Origin of the sequence: Actinomyces ruminis, assembly GCF_002154335.2 — a bacterium.
Classification (GTDB): domain Bacteria; phylum Actinomycetota; class Actinomycetes; order Actinomycetales; family Actinomycetaceae; genus Actinomyces; species Actinomyces ruminis.
On sequence record NZ_MTPX02000039.1, the window covers coordinates 1 to 21349 of the forward strand.

The 21349-nt window shown below is 64.6% G+C and carries 17 protein-coding genes, 1 pseudogene and 1 CRISPR repeat array; of the genes and pseudogenes, 6 read left to right on the forward strand and 12 right to left on the reverse strand.

Annotated features, from left to right (window positions below):
* The 3 genes and pseudogenes from BW737_RS16140 to hpt form a co-directional block, all read left to right on the forward strand.
* A pseudogene (locus BW737_RS16140) lies at positions 1-261 on the forward strand (hypothetical protein); the annotation flags it as partial.
* The gene (locus tag BW737_RS06170) at positions 228-959 is read left to right on the forward strand and encodes a zinc-dependent metalloprotease (protein ID WP_086614707.1); all 732 of its coding nucleotides are present in this window, start codon (positions 228-230) and stop codon (positions 957-959) included. The pseudogene BW737_RS16140 and the gene BW737_RS06170, both read left to right, overlap by 34 nt.
* Before the next feature lie 188 nt (positions 960-1147).
* Positions 1148-1702 (forward strand): hypoxanthine phosphoribosyltransferase, encoded by a 555-nt coding sequence (gene hpt / locus BW737_RS06175; RefSeq protein WP_073330202.1) that lies wholly within the window; start codon positions 1148-1150, stop codon positions 1700-1702.
* A gap of 28 nt (positions 1703-1730) precedes the next feature.
* Here the strand turns inward: hpt and cas6 are convergent, their stop codons facing one another.
* Positions 1731-2342, reverse strand: a complete 612-nt coding sequence (cas6, locus tag BW737_RS06180) for a CRISPR system precrRNA processing endoribonuclease RAMP protein Cas6 (RefSeq protein ID WP_257210547.1) — start codon at positions 2340-2342, stop codon at positions 1731-1733.
* Positions 2339-2536 (reverse strand): hypothetical protein, encoded by a 198-nt coding sequence (locus tag BW737_RS17935; RefSeq protein ID WP_257210548.1) that lies wholly within the window; start codon positions 2534-2536, stop codon positions 2339-2341. The genes cas6 and BW737_RS17935 overlap by 4 nt, the downstream gene beginning before the upstream one ends.
* A 286-nt stretch (positions 2537-2822) precedes the next feature.
* Positions 2823-4303: direct repeats of the CRISPR family, unit length 37 nt; unit sequence GTCAGAAAGCACCTCGCACCTGAAGGTGCATTAAGAC.
* 514 nt (positions 4304-4817) lie between these two features.
* Between BW737_RS17935 and cas1 the strand changes: the two genes are divergently transcribed.
* Both cas1 and cas2 read left to right on the forward strand, forming a co-directional pair.
* Positions 4818-6686 carry a CRISPR-associated endonuclease Cas1 gene (cas1, locus tag BW737_RS06185; RefSeq protein ID WP_180272092.1) on the forward strand — a complete coding sequence of 623 codons (1869 nt, stop codon included), beginning with the start codon at positions 4818-4820 and terminating at the stop codon, positions 6684-6686.
* Positions 6667-6969, forward strand: coding sequence for a CRISPR-associated endonuclease Cas2 (gene cas2, locus BW737_RS06190; protein ID WP_257210549.1), 303 nt, complete (start codon positions 6667-6669; stop codon positions 6967-6969). Before cas1 ends, cas2 begins: the two co-directional genes overlap by 20 nt.
* A gap of 115 nt (positions 6970-7084) precedes the next feature.
* Here cas2 and BW737_RS16145 read toward each other — a convergent pair whose 3' ends face one another.
* The 6 genes from BW737_RS16145 to BW737_RS06225 form a co-directional block, all read right to left on the reverse strand.
* On the reverse strand, positions 7085-9316 hold the full coding sequence (locus BW737_RS16145; RefSeq protein WP_180272093.1) for a hypothetical protein: 2232 nt from the start codon (positions 9314-9316) through the stop codon (positions 7085-7087).
* Positions 9303-9866, reverse strand: coding sequence for a hypothetical protein (locus BW737_RS06200; protein ID WP_086614710.1), 564 nt, complete (start codon positions 9864-9866; stop codon positions 9303-9305). Before BW737_RS06200 ends, BW737_RS16145 begins: the two co-directional genes overlap by 14 nt.
* Positions 9859-10587, reverse strand: a complete 729-nt coding sequence (locus BW737_RS16150; protein ID WP_420835714.1) for an RAMP superfamily CRISPR-associated protein — start codon at positions 10585-10587, stop codon at positions 9859-9861. The genes BW737_RS06200 and BW737_RS16150 overlap by 8 nt, the downstream gene beginning before the upstream one ends.
* Before the next feature lie 446 nt (positions 10588-11033).
* Positions 11034-11759 (reverse strand): RAMP superfamily CRISPR-associated protein, encoded by a 726-nt coding sequence (locus BW737_RS06210; protein ID WP_086614712.1) that lies wholly within the window; start codon positions 11757-11759, stop codon positions 11034-11036.
* A 358-nt stretch (positions 11760-12117) separates the two neighbouring features.
* Positions 12118-13767, reverse strand: coding sequence for an RAMP superfamily CRISPR-associated protein (locus BW737_RS06220; RefSeq protein WP_086614714.1), 1650 nt, complete (start codon positions 13765-13767; stop codon positions 12118-12120).
* Positions 13764-15848, reverse strand: coding sequence for a hypothetical protein (locus BW737_RS06225; RefSeq protein ID WP_086614715.1), 2085 nt, complete (start codon positions 15846-15848; stop codon positions 13764-13766). Before BW737_RS06225 ends, BW737_RS06220 begins: the two co-directional genes overlap by 4 nt.
* A 390-nt stretch (positions 15849-16238) precedes the next feature.
* Here BW737_RS06225 and BW737_RS06230 point away from each other — a divergent pair, with 390 nt between their 5' ends.
* Positions 16239-18713, forward strand: a complete 2475-nt coding sequence (locus tag BW737_RS06230) for a hypothetical protein (protein WP_143233304.1) — start codon at positions 16239-16241, stop codon at positions 18711-18713.
* A gap of 512 nt (positions 18714-19225) precedes the next feature.
* On the opposite strand, the gene BW737_RS16155 is transcribed toward BW737_RS06230, so the two are convergent.
* From BW737_RS16155 to BW737_RS06245, 4 genes are all read right to left on the reverse strand, one after another.
* Positions 19226-19363, reverse strand: a complete 138-nt coding sequence (locus BW737_RS16155; RefSeq protein ID WP_180272096.1) for a hypothetical protein — start codon at positions 19361-19363, stop codon at positions 19226-19228.
* A gap of 543 nt (positions 19364-19906) precedes the next feature.
* A complete protein-coding gene (locus tag BW737_RS06235) occupies positions 19907-20293 on the reverse strand; it encodes a hypothetical protein (RefSeq protein WP_086614717.1) in 387 nt (128 codons plus the stop codon).
* Positions 20257-20598, reverse strand: a complete 342-nt coding sequence (locus BW737_RS06240; protein WP_086614718.1) for a hypothetical protein — start codon at positions 20596-20598, stop codon at positions 20257-20259. Before BW737_RS06240 ends, BW737_RS06235 begins: the two co-directional genes overlap by 37 nt.
* Positions 20599-20600: 2 nt before the next feature.
* Complete coding sequence (locus BW737_RS06245; RefSeq protein WP_143233305.1) at positions 20601-21092, reverse strand: hypothetical protein; 492 nt, start codon at positions 21090-21092, stop codon at positions 20601-20603.
* Positions 21093-21349: the final 257 nt, after the last annotated feature.

Consider the following 21349-nt stretch of genomic DNA (forward strand, 5'->3'; position numbering starts at 1 on the left):
CGCCCTGCTGCGGCCCGCACGCGCCGCCGACCGGCCATCCCCTGGGCGGCGCAGCTCGACCGGCCTGACGGCGCCGGCCCGGCGGCCGCCGACACCACCGAGGTGCTGGTGGTGGACCGGATCGGCTTGCAACGGGCCAACGCCGCCTTCCTGCGCGCCCTCATGGAGCGAGTGCCCGACCGTCCGCGGCGCGCCCCGGACCGTCCGCGGCCGCCGGCCGTGCCGCGGTGTCCTCGGCCATTGCCGGTCTGCTCGGTGTGATCTCCACCCGCGTGCTCGGCCAGATACTGCCCGCCGGTGCCGGAGACCGGGGTGCCCGCATGTTGTTGGTAGCCCCCAATGTCGTGCAGCTGCAGCGGTACCGAGATCTGGACCGGATCGACCTGTCCGCCTGGGTGGCGCTGCATGAGGCCACCCACGTGCTGCAGCTCGCCGCCGCCCCCTGGCTGACCGCGCATCTGACCGGGCAGGTGGAGCAGGTGGCCACCGCCCTCATGCGTCCACCCGCACCCGGTGAGCCGGCCGGGCTGACCCGCCTGGCCCGGGCCGTGCGCGAGGGAACGACGGCGCACCCGGGCGCGCCCTCCCCACTGTTGACCGACCGCCTCGGTCCGGCCGAGCGCGCGCAGCTGGCGGCCATCACCGCCACCATGGCGCTGCTGGAGGGGCATGCCGAGGCGGTTCTCGACGCCGTCGAGCCCAGCCACATGCCCTCGGTGCACCGGCTACGCGCGGTGCTGGGGCACTCCCGCGGCGGGGCCGCCGGCACACTGTTGGAGCGTCTGCTGGGCGTGGAAGCCAAGCAAACGCAGTACGTCGACGGCGCGGCCTTCGTGCGCGGCGTCGTCGGCCGGGTGGGGCATGCGGGGCTGAACGCGGTGTGGCGGGAGCCGGCGAACCTGCCTCGCCCCGAGGAGATCGGCAGGCCGGAGGCGTGGATCGACCGCATGGGGCTGTAGCGCGAGCCTGGCGGGCGCGGTGGTGCTCGGGACGACGGGGTGCAACGTGCAGAACCAGGGCCGACGGCCCGCGTCGGGCCCCCGCGGGTGTGAAAGGATCCAGGTGGGACCGGAGCGTGCGCCTTCCCCGACGTCGCCCCAGCCGCCAAGTGCTTGCCGGACACTCACCGCGAAACAGGAGCTCATTCATGGACGCCGCGGACATGGGACAGGACCTGCAGCAGGTTCTCATCACCGAGGAGGAGATCAACCAGCGGCTGGACGAGATGGCCGCCCAGATAGACGCCGACTATGCCGGCCGCGACCTGCTGCTGGTGGGCGTGCTCAAGGGCGCCGTCTACGTGATGGCGGACCTGTCCCGGCGGCTGCACCGCTCGGTGCCCATGGACTGGATGGCGGTGTCCTCCTACGGGTCGGGCACCAAGTCCAGCGGGGTGGTGCGCATCCTGAAGGACCTGGACGCGGACGTGACCGGCCGGCACGTGCTGGTGGTGGAGGACATCATCGACTCCGGCCTGACCCTGTCCTGGCTGTTGGGGAACCTGTCCAGCCGCGGCGCCGCCAGCGTGGAGATTGCCACCCTGCTGCGCAAGCCGGAGGCTGCGAAGGTGGAGGTGGACGTCAAGTACGTCGGCTTCGACATCCCCACCGAGTTCGTGGTCGGCTACGGGCTGGACTACGCCGAGCGCTACCGTAACCTGCCCTTCATCGGCACCCTGCGCCCCGAGGTCTACGGCGGCTGATTGAGTCGCGCCGAGGGCGGGGCGCGGTTCAGGACTCGGCGACGACGTCGAGCGTGCCCATGCCGTAGGCGGCGTGGGAGCCGACGTTGGTGAAGCGGGCCAGCGACATCAGCCGGGAGAAGACACGGGTAGTGGCAGCGCCGGCGACGCCGCTGATGCGCAGTGAACCCTCCGTGGCGAGGATGGAGCGGCTGGTCAGGCGTCCGCGCCGGTCGGCACGCGGCATGCCGAGGCTCACCCGCACCGACTCGGTGTGGTCCTGCATGGTGAGCACGCCGAGGTCGTCTCGGCGGAGCTGCGGCGGCTGGGTCTCGGGGGACCAGGCGTGCCAGCGGGCGTGCAGGCTCGTGGCGAGCTGTGCGGGAGTGACTCCGGGGATGTGGCGGCCGTGAGAGGTGAACACGGTGGGGCTCAGCAGAGTGATGTTCCAGGTGGTGGAGGCGTCGTCCGCGGCCAGTTCTGCCCAGGAGACGCGCTCCAGGATCTGCGCCTCGGTGGCGACGACCAGTGTGGTGCCCTCCGGGCTGCCGTCGCCGAGTGGGAGGACGCCGCCCCAGGCCAGCCAGCCGTCGAGGTTGTCCAGCAGACGGTCGTCGAGCAGGCGCAGTTCCGCGCCGAACATGCCGGGTTGCTCGGTCATCTGGCCGACGCTGTAGGCTTGGGGCCGTGCAGATTGTGCGGTGGCCTGGCCGCGAGGGAGGGGAGTTGGGCCGCGCGTTCGGAGGAGATGCCCTCGGGGAGTTCGAGCACGCGGCCCCAGGCGGCGTGCAGGCGGCGCGGCGTCAAGGAGAACCCATCGGGGGCGTCGAATTGGAGGAAGACGGTGCTGGGCATGCCTCGCTCCTCGGGGTGTGCGGGTGGGATGGGTTGGTGGCGGGGCGGGTGGCGCCGCCACGGGTTCAACTGTGTCACACGTGCTCGGGGCGGGGCGAGAAATCGGCTTAAACGCGTTGGCGGCCGCACGGGCAGGAGCCGGTAATGGGAATCGGCGGCGAATGGCGGTATCGCGGCGAAATGTGGTACTTTGCAGCCGGTGCCAGCCGACGACGTGGGGTGCTTGCGGAGCCGGTGGCGATCCAGGGCCTGGAAGTGGCGTCATCACGCGGCTCTCAGCGCCAGGGTCAGAAAGCACCTCGCACCTGAAGGTGCATTAAGACTGGTCTCACCGTCCGCACTGGTCAGATTGCCGTTCGTCAGAAAGCACCTCGCACCTGAAGGTGCATTAAGACGGATTGTTTTTTCCAGTGTGAGTACCGAAGCGGCTGTGGTCAGAAAGCACCTCGCACCTGAAGGTGCATTAAGACTCCTGCGCGAGGCCGTGACTGCGAACCCGGTCGAGCGTCAGAAAGCACCTCGCACCTGAAGGTGCATTAAGACGTCCGGGCGTGGCTTGCCGCCGGGACGCTTCAGCGTCAGAAAGCACCTCGCACCTGAAGGTGCATTAAGACTTGGAGGCCGCCGCATCAACCATCTTGTACCAGGTCAGAAAGCACCTCGCACCTGAAGGTGCATTAAGACCGTACGCTCCGCGCATTCCCACTGCAGCTCCTCGTGTCAGAAAGCACCTCGCACCTGAAGGTGCATTAAGACCCCATCGAGCCCGAGGACGTCTTCCTGATCTCCAAGTCAGAAAGCACCTCGCACCTGAAGGTGCATTAAGACGTATAGGGGCGGATCTGGTACTGGCAGAACCGGGTCAGAAAGCACCTCGCACCTGAAGGTGCATTAAGACCTCGAAGCGGTCGTGACGGATCGTCGGGGCCTCGTGGAGGTCAGAAAGCACCTCGCACCTGAAGGTGCATTAAGACCCTCGGCCTCTTGCTCGCTCATCTCCCTATCCACGGTCAGAAAGCACCTCGCACCTGAAGGTGCATTAAGACGAAAGCAATAATGTCGCCCTTCTGCAACCCCTCAAGTCAGAAAGCACCTCGCACCTGAAGGTGCATTAAGACCGGTTCTGCGGTTCGCTGTGATACCGGTTGTCTGTCAGAAAGCACCTCGCACCTGAAGGTGCATTAAGACCCGATGCGGGTGCCTGTGTCGGTCCAGTCGATGGTCAGAAAGCACCTCGCACCTGAAGGTGCATTAAGACCAGAACGAGCGGACACCGACTAGTACAGCGTGGTCAGGTCAGAAAGCACCTCGCACCTGAAGGTGCATTAAGACCCTCGCACTCGTCGGCTACGATCTCGGCATTGATCGTCAGAAAGCACCTCGCACCTGAAGGTGCATTAAGACGTTGAGAGTGCTTCTTCTTCCAGTGCGAGTCCCGCAGGTCAGAAAGCACCTCGCACCTGAAGGTGCATTAAGACGCGGTGAATGACGCCAGAATGGGCTGAATCGGTTCAAGTCAGAAAGCACCTCGCACCTGAAGGTGCATTAAGACGCGGGCCAGGTCGCGAGGCAGGTCTTCTCCACGTCGAGTCAGAAAGCACCTCGCACCTGAAGGTGCATTAAGACGATGACGCCGCATCTCGTTGCGGGTAACGTCCGCGTCAGAAAGCACCTCGCACCTGAAGGTGCATTAAGACCAGTAGCGGCGCGTGCCAGTATGTCAGGGCCTCGTCAGAAAGCACCTCGCACCTGAAGGTGCATGGACGGTCCAGCAGCGAGGTGCCAGGCATCGCGGGTCAAGGTGCTAGCGTCTGAGGTTGTCAGCGCTGCCGGAACTCCCGCGCCTCGGTCGTCGCCTCGGCGATACCTCGCTGTCCGGGGTCCTCGGTATCCCTGCATGGCCCTCCGGGGAATCGATTGGGCATCGCTCTCAGCGTGCTACGACTCGATCCCTGCCCATTGCGGCTGCTGCAGGATTCGAGCGCGCCGCGCGGTGACGTACACAGGACAGCACACGGTGTCAGAACAGCTGAGTGATCAAACCCTCAGGCTACACGCGCACGGCCAGGTTCGTTGAGTTATGTTGCTCATTATGCAAGTTCCAGGGTTGGACTTGCTTTTCCCGCAGTTTTGCTTGCGCGGTCGAGAACTCGGCGCCATACTCGATCGCGGCAGCAAATCTGAAGAGAGGTTCAGAATGACTCTCCGCTCGGGGCGCTACAAGCGTCCACGTGCACGCTCCGTTGCTTTCGATAACGTCGACACATATGCCGATGTAGATGTGTTTGAATCGATCGTTTCCATCGAGTCTCTCCGCTCGGCCTGGAAGGCGGTGGCCCGTGACAAGCCAACCACGCTCCGCGCGCAGGACACGGAGATGACCGGCTTTACGGACGAGTTCCTGCACGCGCTTCGCGACGATCTTATCTCCGGCAGATACCGGCCAATGTGCTACGCGGGACGAGAGTCCGGAAGTTCAGGAGCTGCGTCCCTGACGGAGGTGGGTCTGCGCGATCGCGTGGTTGAGCGGGCCGTAGTCACCGCCGTCGCGCATCGAGCGGATGCAGTTCAAACGTCATGTTCCTTCGCCAATCGGCCCGGCCTCGGCGTTGAGGACGCGGTTGAACAGGTCGTAGCCATGCGCGACGCGGGAGCCGTGCACGTGATGCTAGCGCGCATCAAGGTTCCTGCGCCGGGTGAACTCGTCGACGCCGCTCTTACCGTGCTGTCGGAGTCGGTCAACAGTCCACGCACACATGCCGTGATCCGCGAACTGGCGCGTGCTGGCGCATTGCAAGCCGCCGCCGACGGCACGGATTCGCCGTCGAGCCCGTGCCTTGCGCACCTGCTTATAAACCTCGCGCTGACTCCCATCGACCGGGAGATGTGCGACGCCGGCTTCGGCTATGTCAGGTACGCCGGAGACGTCGTCGTCTGCACCGAAGGCGAGTCCGACCAGCGCGACGCGCTCGCGCTGCTGAACCGCTCGCTCACCGACCAAGGCCTTCAACTCGAACAGGACGCCATCACCATGATCACCTTCGACGAGGGCTTCTGTTACCTCGGGACCGACTTCACCGTCCGCCTGCCGGAGGACGGTTCACTTCGGCAGAGCCACGACTCCGTGGCGGATCAGGTTGTCTACGTGGGGCGCAACGGCTCGCGCGTCCATGTGAGTGAAGGCAGACTGATCGTGGACAGCGTCGACGGCATCCCGCAGATGTCCATCCCGCAACGCGCAGTTAGCCGGCTCGTGCTAACCGGGCACGTGAGCCTCTCGGCCGGTGCGAGGTCCTGGGCACTGGCCAACGGCGTCGAAGTGATCTTCCTGTCGTGGCGGGGTAGTTACCTGGGACAACTGGCAGGCTCGAGCTCGTCCACGAGTGCCCAACGACTGATCGCACAAGCCGCGCACGCCCAGGACGAGCAGCTGCGACTGCCGCTGGCGCGTGCCATCGTCCGGGCGAAGATCCGCAACCAGATACATGTTCTGGGGCGAACCGGCAGGCGCGCCCGCGATGACGAAGTCGCCTTCGTATGTCGCCGGCTGCGTTCCACCATCCGGGAGCTCGACCACGCGCTCACGACCGACGAACTCATGGGGCTGGAGGGCGTGGCCTCCAACGAGTACTTCGCCTGCCTGTCCAGCCTGGTTCCCGACGACGTTTCCTTCCCCGGGCGCAGTCGTCGCCCACCCAGGGACCTGGCGAATGCGGCCCTGTCCTACGGCTACGCAATCCTGCAGGGCGAGGCCGTGGGCGCGTTGCTTGCCGCGGGTCTGGAACCGGCGCTCGGCGTACTGCACGCCTCCACCGACAAGCGTCCCAGCCTCGCCCTGGACCTCATGGAGGAGTTCCGGCCGCTGCTGGTTGACCGCACGGTTGTTGCCCTGCTGCGCACCCGCCGTCTGCGCCCCGCGCACGCTGCCGTGCACAACGACGGCGTATGGCTCAGCCGCGAAGGCAAGAAGATCCTGGTGAACGGCTACGAAGAAACCCTGCAACGCCACGTCAAGGGCGCGCTCCCCGGCTTCGCGGGCACATGGCGCCGTCACATCCATCACGAGGCACAGCTGCTGGCACGCGCCATCATGGAGCCGGATTACGAGTGGGTTGCGTCTCATGGCGGTAGTGGTCATCATCGCCTATGACATCGCCTCCAACCGACGCCGCAACAAGCTGGCCACCTATCTTAAAGGCTGGGGATACCGGATCCAGGAGTCCGTCTTCCAGCTGCGGCTCAGCGCCGACGACCTCGACGAAGTACGTCAGCACATCCTCGGGATCATCAACGACGCCAAGGACGTCGTGCACATCTACCGCTATGCGCCGCCTGTCAGGAGCGATCCGAGGTCTACGGGACGGCCGCAGCGCTCGACGACGTCGGCCTATACCGCGGGGTGTGGTGAGAACGAGCGCGGTGGTCGGCAGTGAGCATCGGAGGCGAATGGCCATAACGCGTCGTCGTGCGCGAGAAACGGCGCAACCACCTCCACCGCCTTTGGCCGCTTCAGCTTGATACGGCTGGCCGTGTTCCTACGCCAAGGTATTACCTGCGCCGATCGCGCCGGGACTTTTGCGGACACTTACGCCCGGAGTTCTGCTTCGGCTTCTCGATGCAGATCGGATCGCACGGGTTGTCCCCAAACATGTCACGGGGACTGACCCCCTTGTTCTTGCGCGGGTTGCCGGTGGCGCCGTCGGTCTGGTTGTTCTCCCCGTTCTCCTTGAGGGTCATGTATCGAACCTCGTCCTTGGGATATCCGTAGGCGGCACGTTGCATGGCCTGCACCCATGGCATTTTGAGTAGACCGGACAGACTCGCTAGCTTGAAGTCTTCTGGGTCAACCATCGGTTCATCCAGGCCCTGGCACTCACTAAGAGCCGCGTAAGAATTCGCTAACTCGGAGCCTCGGCGCGCACGTAGCCCGTAATCGGCGATGCGCACCTCAAGCACACCAAGACCGAAAGGCTTAGCAAGGCCCAACCGTAGATAGCCGCACCTGGGTTGAACGGAGTTCTGGTCGGGCTTACAACCTCCGTCAGGAACTAGGTTCTCTGGGGTAAGAACCCAAATAAGTGCGGCGAGCTCGTCGTGATTTAAGTTAGTGAACGATACCGTACAGCGCAGCACGCTACCAGGTTTGACCCACGACTTAGCCGTCAGCCGCACATCCGCATTGTGTTGCTCGCGACCACTCATTACCGCCGGTCTCGTGGCCTGTTTGGGGAATTCTCGCGAGTCGAGCACGGCTCTGTGGACCGGGTACGCAGCGGTTCCCAGCAGTTGTCCGGGGGAGAAGTACTCGGACCGCTTTAGCGGATCGGTGCCGTTCCGCCCGGTGGGAGTCTTACCAGAGGCATCGGTCAAGAACCGGCGTGCCGAGCTCGGTTTGGGCTCAAGAAGCGGTGTGAGCATCTTGCGGGCCTGGCTGATGTTAGCTCCGGAGGTATCGACGTGTCCCACGCTGATGCGTCCACGCAACGCAATATCGCCTCCCGCAGCGCCCGGCTGGGGGTCGGGCACGACATAGCCGAACAGCCTGTCTGCCGCGGATGCCTCGTCCGCGGCAGACGCCGGTAGGACGCCTTGCTCAAGGGCAAGTCGATAAGGACTCGTACGGTAGGCGTGTCGCCCGATCATAGTCGGGACAACCTCGCGCACAACAGGTCCGGCATTTGTCTCGTCAACGACTGCGAAGGCAAGTGTCTCGGCAGACAACGATGCTGCATCGAAAGTATCACCGCCGTTTCTGCGGGCATTCTGCACTGCCGCCGTCGCCCGGTTGGGGACATGCTGGTCGTTATCGCGGTTGCTCACATAGCTTTCGACGACAACGCGGTAGGAGTCTTGAATGGGGGCGCTGATCTTCACCTGAGTGGGGCCGCCTTCGGATACATCAAAGAACACGTGCTCATCATGCTTGCTGGCGAACAGTTTTGTCGGATCATTTCCGGAGGCGGTTCGGCATACGTAACCGGTGACGGACTCAAGCTGGGACACTTTGGCTACACCTCTGGGTATATGGAACACTTCGCGCATCTGTCCCTGATGCTGGATATGTGTCACTTGCCAATAGCAGTACTTATTCTTGTCTGGCTTGCCGTTGGTCAGCGGCTTATCTCCGTGTAGGCAGAGGGTGGCGTTGAAGACAATCTTCTCGCTGTGGGTGGTCAGGCGGTTCAGTTCGTTTAGTGGTATGTCTGCTTGGCCTATGTTTGCGACCCGAAGGCGTGCAGGTCGCACCATTGGGTAGTCATCTCCTTTGTATTTCCAGTAGTCATAAATGTCGCCGTACATGAGTTCAGCGAGCAGTTGGTCTCCCTCCTGACCTGTGATTCGGATGGGCACCAGGCCCAGGGCGCTGGCGGCGTCTCCCCGGTATGTCAGCGGCTTGGTGTCGGCCTTGCGGCGGCGTTGGCCCGGGACCTCGTCGGGGATGTCGCCGAACACGCGGAAACGCGAACAGGTCAGCGTTTCGTAGGCGCGGGAGATCATGCCTTTGACCATGGTCGGCGGCACCCGAAGCGTCTTTCCGTCGTCCTCAAGCGGAACCGTGACCACGGAGCACTTCTGCTCGCCGAACACCAAGGGGGTGCGCGCCGTCATCTCCAGGTCGATCGAGCCCGACCATAGATCGGGCGCGAGGTGGTCGTGCCCAATCGCTCGGACGTCACGGAACAGGTTCGGCAACTTTCCAGCTTTCGCGAGGCGTTGAGCCGACTTACGTGGCACTGGAATACGGTTGACGGCGGAATGGAAAGGCTCAAACTCTGCCATTGTTTCCCCACCTTCCTGTGAAGAGCTCGTCCGTGAATACTGTGTTGCCGTAGACCGGTTCCTCGGCGAACACCTCGATACAGGTCATCACTTGAGGTTTTTGCGACGGGAGCGTCGCCCCGTGTTGGAGGTACTGGTTGTGCAGAACCAAGCACTCTTTGGAGCCTTCGGCTCGCGCGCCGTCTGGGTGGAAGACCCGTACCTCCGCCGATCCGCAGCCGTTCACCCACCTGATCTCGTGAGCCAGGACACGCTCGGCGGTTGTGGAATCAGAGTCGGATTGTTCAGCCGGGACAGCGGTCCACAATCGCAGTTCGTAGACCGTCTCGAGCGGAACTCGTCTCTGCTGGCCATCATCGAGAGTAAGCAGCGCGGCGTCCTCCCCGAGACCCGTGACCGAGTACGCCTTCGACGTCGTGTAGGCGATTCCTTGAGCGTTGCGGAGATGAGCGCGTGCATGCGACAACACCTCGGGGAGCGTTGCGCTCTCCAGGGTACGCACAGCCCAAAAGGCTCCCTGCAGCTCGGGCATTTTCAGCACTTCAGGCATCGGCGTCCTCCTTGACCGACTCGACTAGATAGGTCGACCATCCGGTTATGTCAGTGACTCCGCCAGCTTCGTTATCAGTGATCGATGCGTTGACCTCTTGTAGCCAGGTCAGCAGGTCGCGGGCAACCGCCTGCCCCGACGCAGGACTGTCACTCCGCTTGCGGAACTCCCGTCCGCCCCGCCCATCCTCGGTGCCAAGCCAGTCGATGCCGGAGATCCGGATCTTGCTGACCTCTACCTGACCGAGGCCGCGCGTACCCCGGCTTCCCAACGGCAGGGTGCCTGTGGCGAGTTCCGCCAGGACCAGCCCGAGTAGGCACCAGGCGGCCTTCGCCCGGTCGAGGGAGCGTTCGGGCGAGTGAGCACCGGTCGAGAGCAAGCGTTTGGAATCCAGTTCAATGACGATCGGCTCCCATGCCTGATCCCACAGCTCCTCTCCGTATAGGGCCCCCTCAGCGGCACCGCCGGTCCAGCGGTCCCCGGCGTTGTGGGTGACCCTACGCGGGTTCTTCCTAACGCGTCTGGTTACGGTGTCGAGCACGGTTAGGGCCCCGCGGTGCTCGGTGGTGCCGAACAGGTCCCGGACCAGGGAGGGATCGCTGGCGAGTTGATCGTGCACGCCGACCGTCGGATCGGACCAGTCCTCAAGCTCTTGACCCAGCGCTCCGACCAGCACGGTTCGTGCGATCCTGGACGCACGTGTGCGTAGGGCGCCACGCACCGAGCTGCCGGGGAGGACCAACTGAGAGCGGGCGGACGCGTTTGCTCGTTCTTTGGCTTCCTCAGGCCATTTGGTGCCGTCTGCGCGCAGTGGGACACTCGGCGTGTACTGCTGGTCTTTGCCCTCCGTAATTGTCTCCGGCGAGTTGCGCCGAGCGTTCCGCTCAGCTTGCTGCTTCTTGCTCAGGCCCGGCTCGGCAACAAAAACACCCGTGGGGGTGCTCCAAGTAATCGTGATACGAGTCGGGGCATATCCGGAGCAGTCAAGAGGCTGGATATCCGCCTGATCGGCTTGCCCCTCGCCCAGCCAGGACTTGAGGGCTGCCGCATCATCGGGCGCAAAGGACTTCAGGGACCAGAAGTGCTCGCCATCGGGAACTACACGGCCCCATCCGGCGCCCTGCCGGGCACCGAGCCTGATGGCTCCGCTCCTGAACAGTCCGAGGATCAGAGAAAAGAGCTGCTCAACCTGCGCGGTGGTTGCCTGCGCGGGTGGGTGGGGGCTTCTGGCGTCTCCAACCCACCCGCGTCAGAGGGAGGCACTTGCGTGTCGGTGTATTCAGGGCGAGTGGCGTCCTCATCTGCAACTCGTCCCTCGGCCTTGATCACGAGTGTCAGACTGTTCCCGGCGGGAAGGAACTCGTGTTCGAAGAGCGCGCCGTCGCCGACGGCACCCCAGTAGCGGTCGATGGCGTTGCCGACTCTCAGTGGCAGGGCGCCATCCCGCGATGCCTGTCCCTCGGGAAGTGTGTTCTCCTCGGAATCTGTGGCCCGTTCGCCGTCGGTGTGCTCTGCGTTGCCGGTATCGGCGTCGCGCACTGCGGGCAGGCGAATGGCCTGAAAGGTAAGTGCGGAGGCACGTAAGGGCGAACCGTCTTGCTGTCCGTCCCCCTGGTCCCCCCACAGGCTTTGCAGCGCCTGGCAGCTCAACGCCGGAGCGAGCTGCTCGGCGTCATGCTCCTGGAGGAAGCGCTTGCAGGCGGAACGCACGGCACCTTTGATCGAGCGTCCCGTCAGGATTGGGCGGTCGTGGGCATCGCGGGCGAACCTCCTGGCCACCGCCTCACGGTCGAGCCCGGCTCGCTCCGGATCGACGACCTCGTCCACCCCGCCGGAGTGCAATGGGGAATCGGTTTTAAGCATGATGCTCAGTTCATAGCGCTTCACAGTCACGAGTGCCCTCCTGCGAGCCGTGTGGTGTGGGTGCCGATGAAGTCCTGCTGACTGAGCGAGCCGAGGGCGAACTCTGACATGTTCAAGAGCTCATGCCCGACGACGAAACGCCCAAAGCCCTGTGCGGTGAGATCACCGATGCCCGTTACGGCAAGTCGGTTGAGTGCTTTCCCGGACGCCGCGTCGGGGATTGCAACGTTGAGGACGGAGCCGGCTTGAATGGCCGTGCGCGTGGCTCTGGGTTGGCGGGTGGCTGCGGACCAAGAGTCCACCCGGCGATGCCGAATGCCCGCCTGGAACCGTCCCTCGGTGGGTAGGGGTAGCTCTAGGTCGACGTGATGCCGTTTGAACGCATTCACTAGATCTTGCAGGCTCCCTCCCGGGCCGAGTGCGCGCGACCGCACGAGGACGTCGGAGGTGAACCACAGGGTTGTGCGCCCGGATGCAACCGCCTCGGTCTTCGCCTCTCGCAGCGATGAGAACCGGCAATGGGCGCGGCCGTAGGTACCGCTGAGACGGCGTGCTCCCAGCCGGCGTCGAGCGGATCTGTGGCGGTCGTCAACTCGTTTAGATAGTCCGCCACCGAAGTGGCGTTCCTCAGCCTTTCGGACATCGTTACGGTGGCCTGCAGTCTGAGCCCCGTGGGCAGTGCACGCACAAGGAACAGCTGCCCGTCCTTGGCGGCGCCGGTGGCGGCGTCGTGAGCGGTCGCCTGACGACCGGTGAGCGATGGCGCACCCATGCCGCCAATCAGTTCATTGCCGTCTTCGGGCATTAAGGGTTCTATACCGTCCTCCGACCTGGGCGGGTTCGCCGCCAGGCCATGGAACAGGAAACCGCCGCGCAACGGCGAGTGGACTTTGTCCGGTTCCCCGCACAGGAGACGGTTGGTAACGTCACTCCACCACTGGTCCGGCGGACGATTCTTCGGTATGGACAACACTAGCGGCATGGGTTTGCCGACGTGTCCGGCGACTACCGGAAGCGCGTCGGAAACCAACAGGTCACCATTGACGACGGCGTCGCGGACAAGATCACCGGCGCAGTGCCGGCGCAGCAGCCTATGTACCCAGGGCAGCAGCACGGTGCCGCGTAGGAAGTCCAGGGAACGAACTTCGTTAGACATGGGTACTTCGTAGGAGACCACGGGGGTAAGCAGGTCGATGGTCAAAGTCATCGTGTACCAGCTCTGTGCGTCTTCGGGCAGCCGTGCCGTCGGACCGGCCTGCGGGGTGTCCGTCGGACCGAAACCCTGCAGTCGGGGGGCCGGTGAAGGATGATCGGCGCCGGCATGCGGCACGGAAGGGTCGAGTTCAACCTCTTGTTCGATCTCCTGACCGTCATCTCGTTTCGGGCCAGGCATGTTCTTTAGGCACCACTTGCGCACTGCGCACTCGAGCGTCTCGTCGCCCTGGTGCTCAGAAGGACTGACGCCAATCAGGACGTCACAGTCGCCGTCGCCGTCGGACCGATTGGAGCCGATGCCCTTGACCAACAGTCCGGAGAGAGCCAGCACCAGCCGGGCTGCCGTCTGCTGCGATTCGCTCCAGACCAGCGCTCTCCCCTCGGTGTCAACGTCCGCCAGCGTGGCCTCTCCGATCAGGCGGCAGGCTCCGGCCCGCTCAAATACCCGCAGGAAGTCCTCGCGGGCGGTTCCCGTCTTGTCATCTATGGACAGCGAGACGACCTCATGAATTGGGACCGCGGTGCCTTCAGGTGTGCGGGCATCGGAGAAGAAGACGTGGCGCTGGTGCTCCGCCGTGCCGAAAAGAGCATCAACGAAGGCATGCCATATCCCGCCGTCGCCATGGTCCAGCGCCCGCGCCACCAGCGCTGCCTGTTCTCGTACCACGCCACTGAGCACGGTGCCGCGTACCACGGGCTGTCCGCGCTCGTCCTTCTCCACGACCGCGTTCACCCCGCCGGCTACGCCCGCACCGGTCGCCACGCCCCAGTCAGAATAAAAGTCGACGGTCACGGGTAAGGAGATGGGAGTGGTGTCGTTCATGGCCGGGCCTCCTTGTGCTTCGGCTGATTCATGCCGGTGACCTCCCGCAAGTAGGAGTCGGGTAGGAGTTCCGCCAACTCAAGCAGGTCGAACATGGCTTCTGGTCCACCGAGCAGAGCGCTGATGTCGGAACGGGTCTCTTTACGGGCGTCATTCCAGTGCTTGGTGGCCTGCGTGCGTAGCGCGGAGCGCTGTTCTGGAGTATCCGCTTGTGCTGCGTCGGACAGGAGTTTGCGAATACGGGTGGCGCGAGTGCGCGGGAAGGGAACCGCCTCACGGCCGTCCCCAGAGTCGCGGAATCCCTTGAAGCACGCGACACGCCGACAGGTCGCTTCCCACTGCTCATGTTTAGGCGGGTCGGCCGCCGCGCGATCGTCGTCGCCGTCGACGGCGGGTGTCTCGGGGTTGGAGGTGCCCGCGTGCAGCGGCATAGGACCGACCAGTCTGAAGGGGCGGGTCGTGAATGCGGCGTAACTGCTAAGAGCCTCGGCGGCATCGAGGACGGTGGTGTCGAATAAGACGTGGAAGTCCAAGGTGGAGCACGGCGGGGCCTCGTGCTTGCCAATGTTCTTGGCGCGACTTACGAGCCGCTCGGCGAGCTCGTAGGCGATGTGGAAGGGGAAGTTGCGCCGCACGACAGCGACGCCAGCAGCCGCCGTCATTGGTCCGGGGGTAACGTTTGGGTGTTCATCACCCGAAGTCGCAGCTTTCTGGACTCCGTGCAGGTATTTCAGGAGCGGATCGGCGGCCGTCTTCTCTTCGAAGTGGTTCAGGAAAGAGGCTGCGAAGGGGATCGCATAGTCGCCGCTGGTAATGACCGTGACGTCGTCGCCGCCGAGAATCACGGGAACCACCGGAACGACCGTGAAGTCGATCTGTCGACTCTGGTGATCTTTCTGGGCCCAACGGGCGACGTCGTACCAGGCGGCTGCGAAGGCGTCGGTGACAACAGAGTCCAACTGCGTGCTCACGGCAAGGACGAAGCGGCGCAAGGCGTCGGCGTCGTCAGGTTGGCAGCCGACCGCCGCTTGGAAGTCATCGCCGTTTACACATGCCTTGGCAAGATCCAGGTAACGCATGATGGCGCCGACACCGTTGCCGTCAATATGGATCACCGCAACCTTTGAGAGCCTGGTGACCTTAGGAAGCCCGCCCGGTTCCTGCACGGTGCCCCCGGTGAGCTGGCGGTCTTGAAAGGCCTGTTCGACGGCGTCCAGCGCCCTCTCCGCTTCCGCGAGTTCGCCGTCTCCTTCGCGCTGTTCGACAGCAGCGTCCGGTGTGTCTGCCGTACCGGTCAGGAACGCCTGCATGAGTTCCTGCCGGATCTGAGCCTCGTCGTCGTACTTGTCTGCAAGCTTGGTGGGGTCGCGGACGAGACGGCCTTCGTCCTGGTGAGGTTTCAGCCCGCGGTTGGCGCCGACGGCGCGGTCAATCAACGCCCGACGGGACCAATAGGCCTCATAGCGCTTGACCCGGGAGGGGAGCGAGTGCGCCGTAGCGAGATCGTCCTTGGCTTCATCTTTGAGCCCGTCTGGGAGGAAGTTGCCCAGGGGAGGCGCAGCCGGTAGCACCGAGTCCTGCGAGCGGGCGAGAAAAGGCAGCTGGGAGAAGCGGGAATTCGCCGGCGTGCGCCCAAGCGCATACTCACTGGCCTTGGCATGGACGGCCTTGAGCAACTCCTCGGTAACCTGCTGCGCATCGCCCATGTCGACGAAGACTCCAGAGACATCGATCCCGGGTGCCTGGGCGAGTGCAGTGCGGGTTACGCGGCCGATGACGTCTTTCGCCTGGTCGGGTGTGTCGACCATGAAAATGACCTTGCCTGAAGCGCGGGAGACCCACAGAGCGCTGAACCGGGTGGGACTGAGGTCATCCGGGGTGGGCGTGGTCCTCTGCATTACTTGATTCGCGGAGTCATGTGCCTTGGTCCAGGCATCCGTGATCCCTGCGGACTGCAGAGCGGTGTCCGTCCACTCCTTGAGCCGTACCAGCTGTGCCGATGCCCCGATGTTCTCCCGCAGGCGGGGTGAGGAGAAGATGTAGTTCTGGTTCCCGTTGGTCTCGATCATGACGAGCTGCATGGGGATCCTCTCGGAGCGGGACGGGACTGGCGTCGGGACGTGTGTAGTCTGCCACTCGATCGTGAGCGGTGCCACGCGCTTGGTGGTAGCGTCCCACCACACGGGACAGGCGACCGGCGTCGCGAGCGTGTCGATCCGCCCGGCTCGCGCGACCGCCCTGCTCACTGTCTGGAGAGGACCTGACATGACCCTGCCCGTGCATCTTGCTGGTGAAGCGAAGTCCGTCGGGTGCGTACAAGCCACCGGCCGCGCACAGCTTTGCAGTAGAGCGGTGCCGCGAGCACGAGTCGGCTCTAGCGTGGGAATTGCGTGTGTGCCTGTTGTATTCGCTGCGTTTAGGTACTAACCGAAAGGAATCGCAAGATGACAACGATAACCGTCATCCACCCGGTGGGGCAGGGAGACCTCGGTAACGACATCGTCGAAATGCAAAAAGAGGAACGTCTGAATGCGCAGGCGGCTCGACAGAAGGAGCTGCAGCGGCAGCTGACTGAAGCTGACGCCGAGGTGTTGTTCAATAGGCTGTTGAACATTCCCCCGGATGACCGCGGGCGCCCGGGCCGCTTCGAACGCACCCCGCTAGCGCTGGTGCTGGAGGCGCTGCGCGGTGAGGGCACTGCCGTGCGGGTGATTCTCCTGGGCACGGCCAGTGGCAGTGAGGGCACCGAGACCGACGTCGTGGCCATGTTGCTGGAGCAGGCCTACAACCGCCCTGACGTGAAGGCCAGACTTGAGGAGCATTTCGGGCTGGCGCTACAGGTCGAGGCCTATCAGAATGGCAATCTCCTCGAGCGGGAGTGCGTCGACGGACTGCGTGGGTGGCTGGACGCCGATGACGGGCTCAAGAATGGGAAGGTCATCGTCTCTGGGATTGCTGGGGCAAGCACGATCGTGTTTGCCGCCATGGGGATGGCCGACCAGATGGGGTTGGACTGGCGACTCGCCGTCGCCCCGGAGGAGGGAGAGAAGCGGGCCGTGTTCCTGGACCGCGCCGCCAACCGGGTCGCCCCGTTCTACTGGCTGCGATCCCTCGGATACCCCAAGCAGGCCTCGGACTGGGCCGAGACCGCGGGGGCGGCGTCCGCGGTGCCGGAGGGGGAGCAACAGGCGACGGAGACGTTCGCCGCCGCTCTGGATCGCGCCCGAAACGGGGATGACAGGGAGCCGGGAGCACTTGCCGCATTGGTGGTCACCGACATGGCGCGCGCCGACCACGGTGCCGGTCTGGCGCTGCGGGCGTGGGCGGAACGGCGCTACTGGAGTCTGTATGAGGACGAAAGGGATCACGCCAAGACGCATGGACGCCAGCCGCGATCTCCGTTGTGTTTCGTGAAGGAGGACGGTCGGTCGAAGAAGCTCGGTGAGGTCATAGACGATGCTGAGAGCGATCTAGCCCTCTTAGGCGACGGCTGCCCCGGGTCGACTGTATGGCTCGCCTCCGCCGGGCCGCTCAACGACCTGGCTAAGCGCACCGTTCACGACGGTGAGGCGCCACGCGCCGAGGACTGGGATGTGGTTAAGGGCCAGCCGGAGCTCAGTCAGGTGCTGCCGGAGTGGGTAACACGGCCGAGCCGACGCCCGGTCTTGTACGTGTTCGGTTGCGGAACGCGCTTCCATCGGCCAGCCATCCCGGAGCGTGTGCTGCATGCCGAGCCCGATCGCGAGCTACGGCGGGCGGTTCCCGGGGCCTTGTTGGATCGGGGCGCGCCGACTGCGGGACCGGCCGAACACCCCGCCCTGCCGGTCGAGTTCGTCATCCTGCACTCCGCCCACCCCGACTCCAAGAACACAGCCGAACTCAACTGGCAGACCGTCGTTGCCGACGGTGCAAACCAGGAATGGGAACTGACCGATCCTGGCTGGAGTCTCCTGGACTACGGCGAGGGGGACTCTGGGCATCGGGCGGTGCCCGAGGCGATGCGAAGAGTTCGCAAGCGTGTAAGCGCAGTTCTGGAGCAGCGGATGCCATCCGCGGTGGTGATTGTGGGAACCGGAGAGAAGTCTGCGGCCTATGGCGCGCTCGAGGCAGCGCAAGAGTGGTGCGCGGTCAACGCTGTGCCGTTGTTTCTCCAGACTTTCGTCGATGAGACCCAGGACAACAAAGAGCCGGCATCGCAGTTTCACCGGATCGCCCTGCGCGACGACGCCGAGGAGGCCTTGCGGCGCGCCGCGGCCATCAGCCTGCGCAGCCTCAACCTGCTCAGCGCCGTGCGGGTGCTGGCCGCCGGTGACCGGGGCATGGACGAGCTGGCGGATCGCTGCGAGGAGCTGCGCCGGGCATACGCCGAGGCGCGGCAGGCGGAAAGGCTCGACGACCACGCTGGAGTGATTGTGGATGTGCTGCGCACGGTACGCCTCCTATTCGACGGAGCGGACTGGCTGACGCAGGCGCGGCTGGTGGTGGCTGTGGCAGAGGCCGTGCATACGCGGTGGCTTTCTAAGAGGGGCCAGAGCCTGCTTCAGGAGCCCGACACGCTGCTGAATAAAGAGGAGGTAGCCGAGCGGAAGAATACGAACACTAAAGCCGCGGTGGCATGTCTAAAACGGGGAGATCTCTTGCGTCTTCCCTACGAGGTGCGCGACAGGCTGGTGATCACCCATGGGCGTTCCACCGTTCAGGAAGCGTTGGATCGTGCTTTGGATGAGCTGCGGGTGGACGCTTCCGAGGGATTCACCTTCGCTGAGTTGCTGGATGCGCTTATCGCGCGCTTGGAATGTGACGCCAAGGGGAAGGCGAAGAGTGGCGACGAGAGGGGGAAGAAGAGCTGCGGCGAGAGTAAGGACAGCTTCGGCACGCTGGACATCGGTGCGTCCTGGGCCGCTAGGTTCGCGCAATTGCTGCGAGAGGTCGAGGCGCGCTCGTAGGTCCGGGGTGTGCGTGCGGTATTGGTGGGCGGGTGCGCGACCGGCTGCCTCGGTGGTGGAGGTGCCTGAAAGGTCAGGAAGCACCTCGCACCTTTAGGCGCATTAATGCGGCTTCGGCGGCACCGTCTGCCGAGCATTTGCTGGCTCTTCGTGCGCGGGAAGTGTGGCGGCTTGCGTGTCGCGGGGTGAGGGACCCGGTGAGCCTGCCGGTTCACCACGCCGGACTTGACTGCCGCTATCTTCGGGACCGGAAGCGGGGCTGTCTGCTACGCCACTTCGGGGTTAACAACGCCGGTTAACGGTCTACTGAAGGGCCCGAAGGTATACAGCAGAACGTTAAGTAGCGTTGTTAACGTCTAACCGGCGCAGCAGACTGCCTCGGCCTGCCGCGCGAGGAGACTGCGCCTAGAGACTCGACCGGGCACCGCCACCCGCGTAACAGTCGCAGCCCGAACCGCCGCACCCACAGACTAGACGAGCCGCTCGGATGCTCCGCCCCTGCTGCATGCCGCTCAGTGTGCTACCAACTCAAGCAGAGCACAGGCCTCCCGAGAGGCGGCGTCCTGCTTGGTAATCCGGGTCTGACCAGCAGGGTTCCACTGAACGCCGTCGAAGATGGCCCAGCACTCGAAGGGGCCGAGCTTCGACATGTACCGAACGCCGCCGTACGCCGGCTCACCGGACGCCGATGAGGCGAGATATGCCAACGCGCCAGCAGGCGAGTCACCAGTCGGTTGGAGCCTCGGACGGTGCTGACGTCAATATGTGACACGCCGAGCAGGCTCAACTCAGGAGCCAGCGCGTCTTCAAGTACCGGCCAGGCGTCGGCACTCTCTACGTCGATGAACGGGCTCGGTTCCTCCAGTGTTAACCGTGCGAGCCGACGCCGTTCGCGCCAGTCCCGGGGCACTGATCTCGGCCGATTCGGTACAGCGGTCCCGTCGGCTTGCACAGCATGGCCATCTACGAAGCCACTATGCCTGGAAGGAGCGAGCTGCGGCGAAGACCTCCTTGAAGCGGTCCTCCGACAGCGCCTCCGCGGGGGAGTCGTTCCCGAGCTCGGGGTTCGAGCCCATGAACCACGCGCGTACGGTGTGTGGTGAGTCCGTAAGACCTGCGGCGCCCGACCGAACACTCGGCCGGGCGCCGCAGAACCGGGCACTATCCAAGGGCGCTATCTACTACTGGCGTCATCACCCGTAGAAGACCCAGCTGCGGAACTTCGTCGTCGCAGTGGCAGTCGCCGTCACAGTGGTGTAGTTCCCGGGGGAGTGCCGTTGGAACCAGGTGTACAGGAGCGTCTCGGTACCGGCCTGCTGCTGACCGTCCTGCGCCTGCTGCGCGCCGGACGTGTCTGCAGATATGCCGGGGTTGGCGTCATCCCCGGATGCGCCGGTGGTATCGCCGGTCGTGGCGGCGGGGGCGCCCGCACTGCCCGTGCCGGCGGGGGCGGACTGGCTGTTGTTGACGGTGGTGGCGGTCAACTCCGGGCGGGCGACAAAGGACAGGTCCGCCTTCAGCAGGGGGTTGAGCGTGGTGATGTTTACGCCGGTGCCGGTGCCTGTGGAGTGCAGCAGCAAGCCGTCTCCCAGGTAGATGGCGGCGTGGTAGACGTTGCGAAGTAGGTGGCCTCTTCGCCGCTGCGCACCTCGTCGATGCGTCCCTCGGGGTTCTGCGCCGAGAAGAACAGGATGTCCCCGCGTTCGTAGTTGTCGTTCGTCTCCAGCCACAGGTCGCCGTGGGCGTAGAACCAGCTGGCCAGGTTGTTCGCCCGCCAGATCTTGGAGGTGCTGGGATCCACCCCGAAGTCGACGGCGTATCCCACCTGGGTGTTGGTATCGGCCGTGTAGGTGGTGTGCGCGTAGTCCCAGCCCAGCAGCACCATGCTCACGAAGGTGGAGCAGGTGACCCCGTAGGGCGCCGTCGTGGCACTGTGTACACGGTGCCGGTCAGCGGTGTGGGCCGGCTGGAGTCCCACACCAGGGCGGTGCCGGCGTCATAGAAGCTCTCGCCCCGGGCGATGAGGTCCTCGACCTGGGTGGAATTGGATGCGCGCGTCGGGGCGGTGGGCAGACCCTGTGGCACCGCCCAGGTGCCATCCGCCAGCGGCACGGCGATGTTGCCCTCAATGCCGTCCGGAAGGGTGTCTGTGATGGTGTAGCTCATGCCTGCGCCGTCGTCGGCGGTCTCATCGCCCGTGGTGTAAACGGTGCCGGACAGGTTGGATGCGGCCATGAGCTCAGCGGTGGTGGCGAACTCGGTGCCTGAAGTGGCGGGGGTGGCTTGCGCCGCGGCGGCGGGCAGGGCGACGGCCAGGGCGGCGGCCGCGGCTGCTCGTACGGCGGTGGATGCACATCGGCGCATAGATTTGATCGACAAGTCAGGGTCTCCTGTGCTCGTTTAGCGAGGGGCGGTGCTGCGGTGCGGGCCATTCCTTGAGAGTCAGGGACCGAACCGAGGCAACTCGGGAACGCGCGCAACCGGTCTCAGGGATGAGCGCCGGCGCGCACGTTACCGACACGTTAGTTGAAATGGCCCGGCCTGCGTCAAGTGGGTACGGTGCGCGCCGACGACGACTCGGACACATTGACAACACACAGGTTGTTCCCCGTGCGCGGCATCCGCCGCTTCCCGCC

Excerpts from the sequence above, each read along its gene's own strand:
- hpt (WP_073330202.1), top strand. The coding sequence starts at position 1,148 with ATGGACGCCGCGGACATGGGACAGGACCTGCAGCAGGTTCTCATCACC.
- cas6 (WP_257210547.1), bottom strand. The coding sequence starts at position 2,342 with ATGACCGAGCAACCCGGCATGTTCGGCGCGGAACTGCGCCTGCTCGAC.
- BW737_RS17935 (WP_257210548.1), bottom strand. The coding sequence starts at position 2,536 with ATGCCCAGCACCGTCTTCCTCCAATTCGACGCCCCCGATGGGTTCTCC.
- BW737_RS16145 (WP_180272093.1), bottom strand. The coding sequence starts at position 9,316 with ATGGCAGAGTTTGAGCCTTTCCATTCCGCCGTCAACCGTATTCCAGTG.
- BW737_RS06200 (WP_086614710.1), bottom strand. The coding sequence starts at position 9,866 with ATGCCTGAAGTGCTGAAAATGCCCGAGCTGCAGGGAGCCTTTTGGGCT.
- BW737_RS06220 (WP_086614714.1), bottom strand. The coding sequence starts at position 13,767 with ATGAACGACACCACTCCCATCTCCTTACCCGTGACCGTCGACTTTTAT.
- BW737_RS06225 (WP_086614715.1), bottom strand. The coding sequence starts at position 15,848 with ATGCAGCTCGTCATGATCGAGACCAACGGGAACCAGAACTACATCTTC.
- BW737_RS16155 (WP_180272096.1), bottom strand. The coding sequence starts at position 19,363 with ATGTCGAAGCTCGGCCCCTTCGAGTGCTGGGCCATCTTCGACGGCGTT.
- BW737_RS06240 (WP_086614718.1), bottom strand. The coding sequence starts at position 20,598 with ATGGTGCTGCTGGGCTGGGACTACGCGCACACCACCTACACGGCCGAT.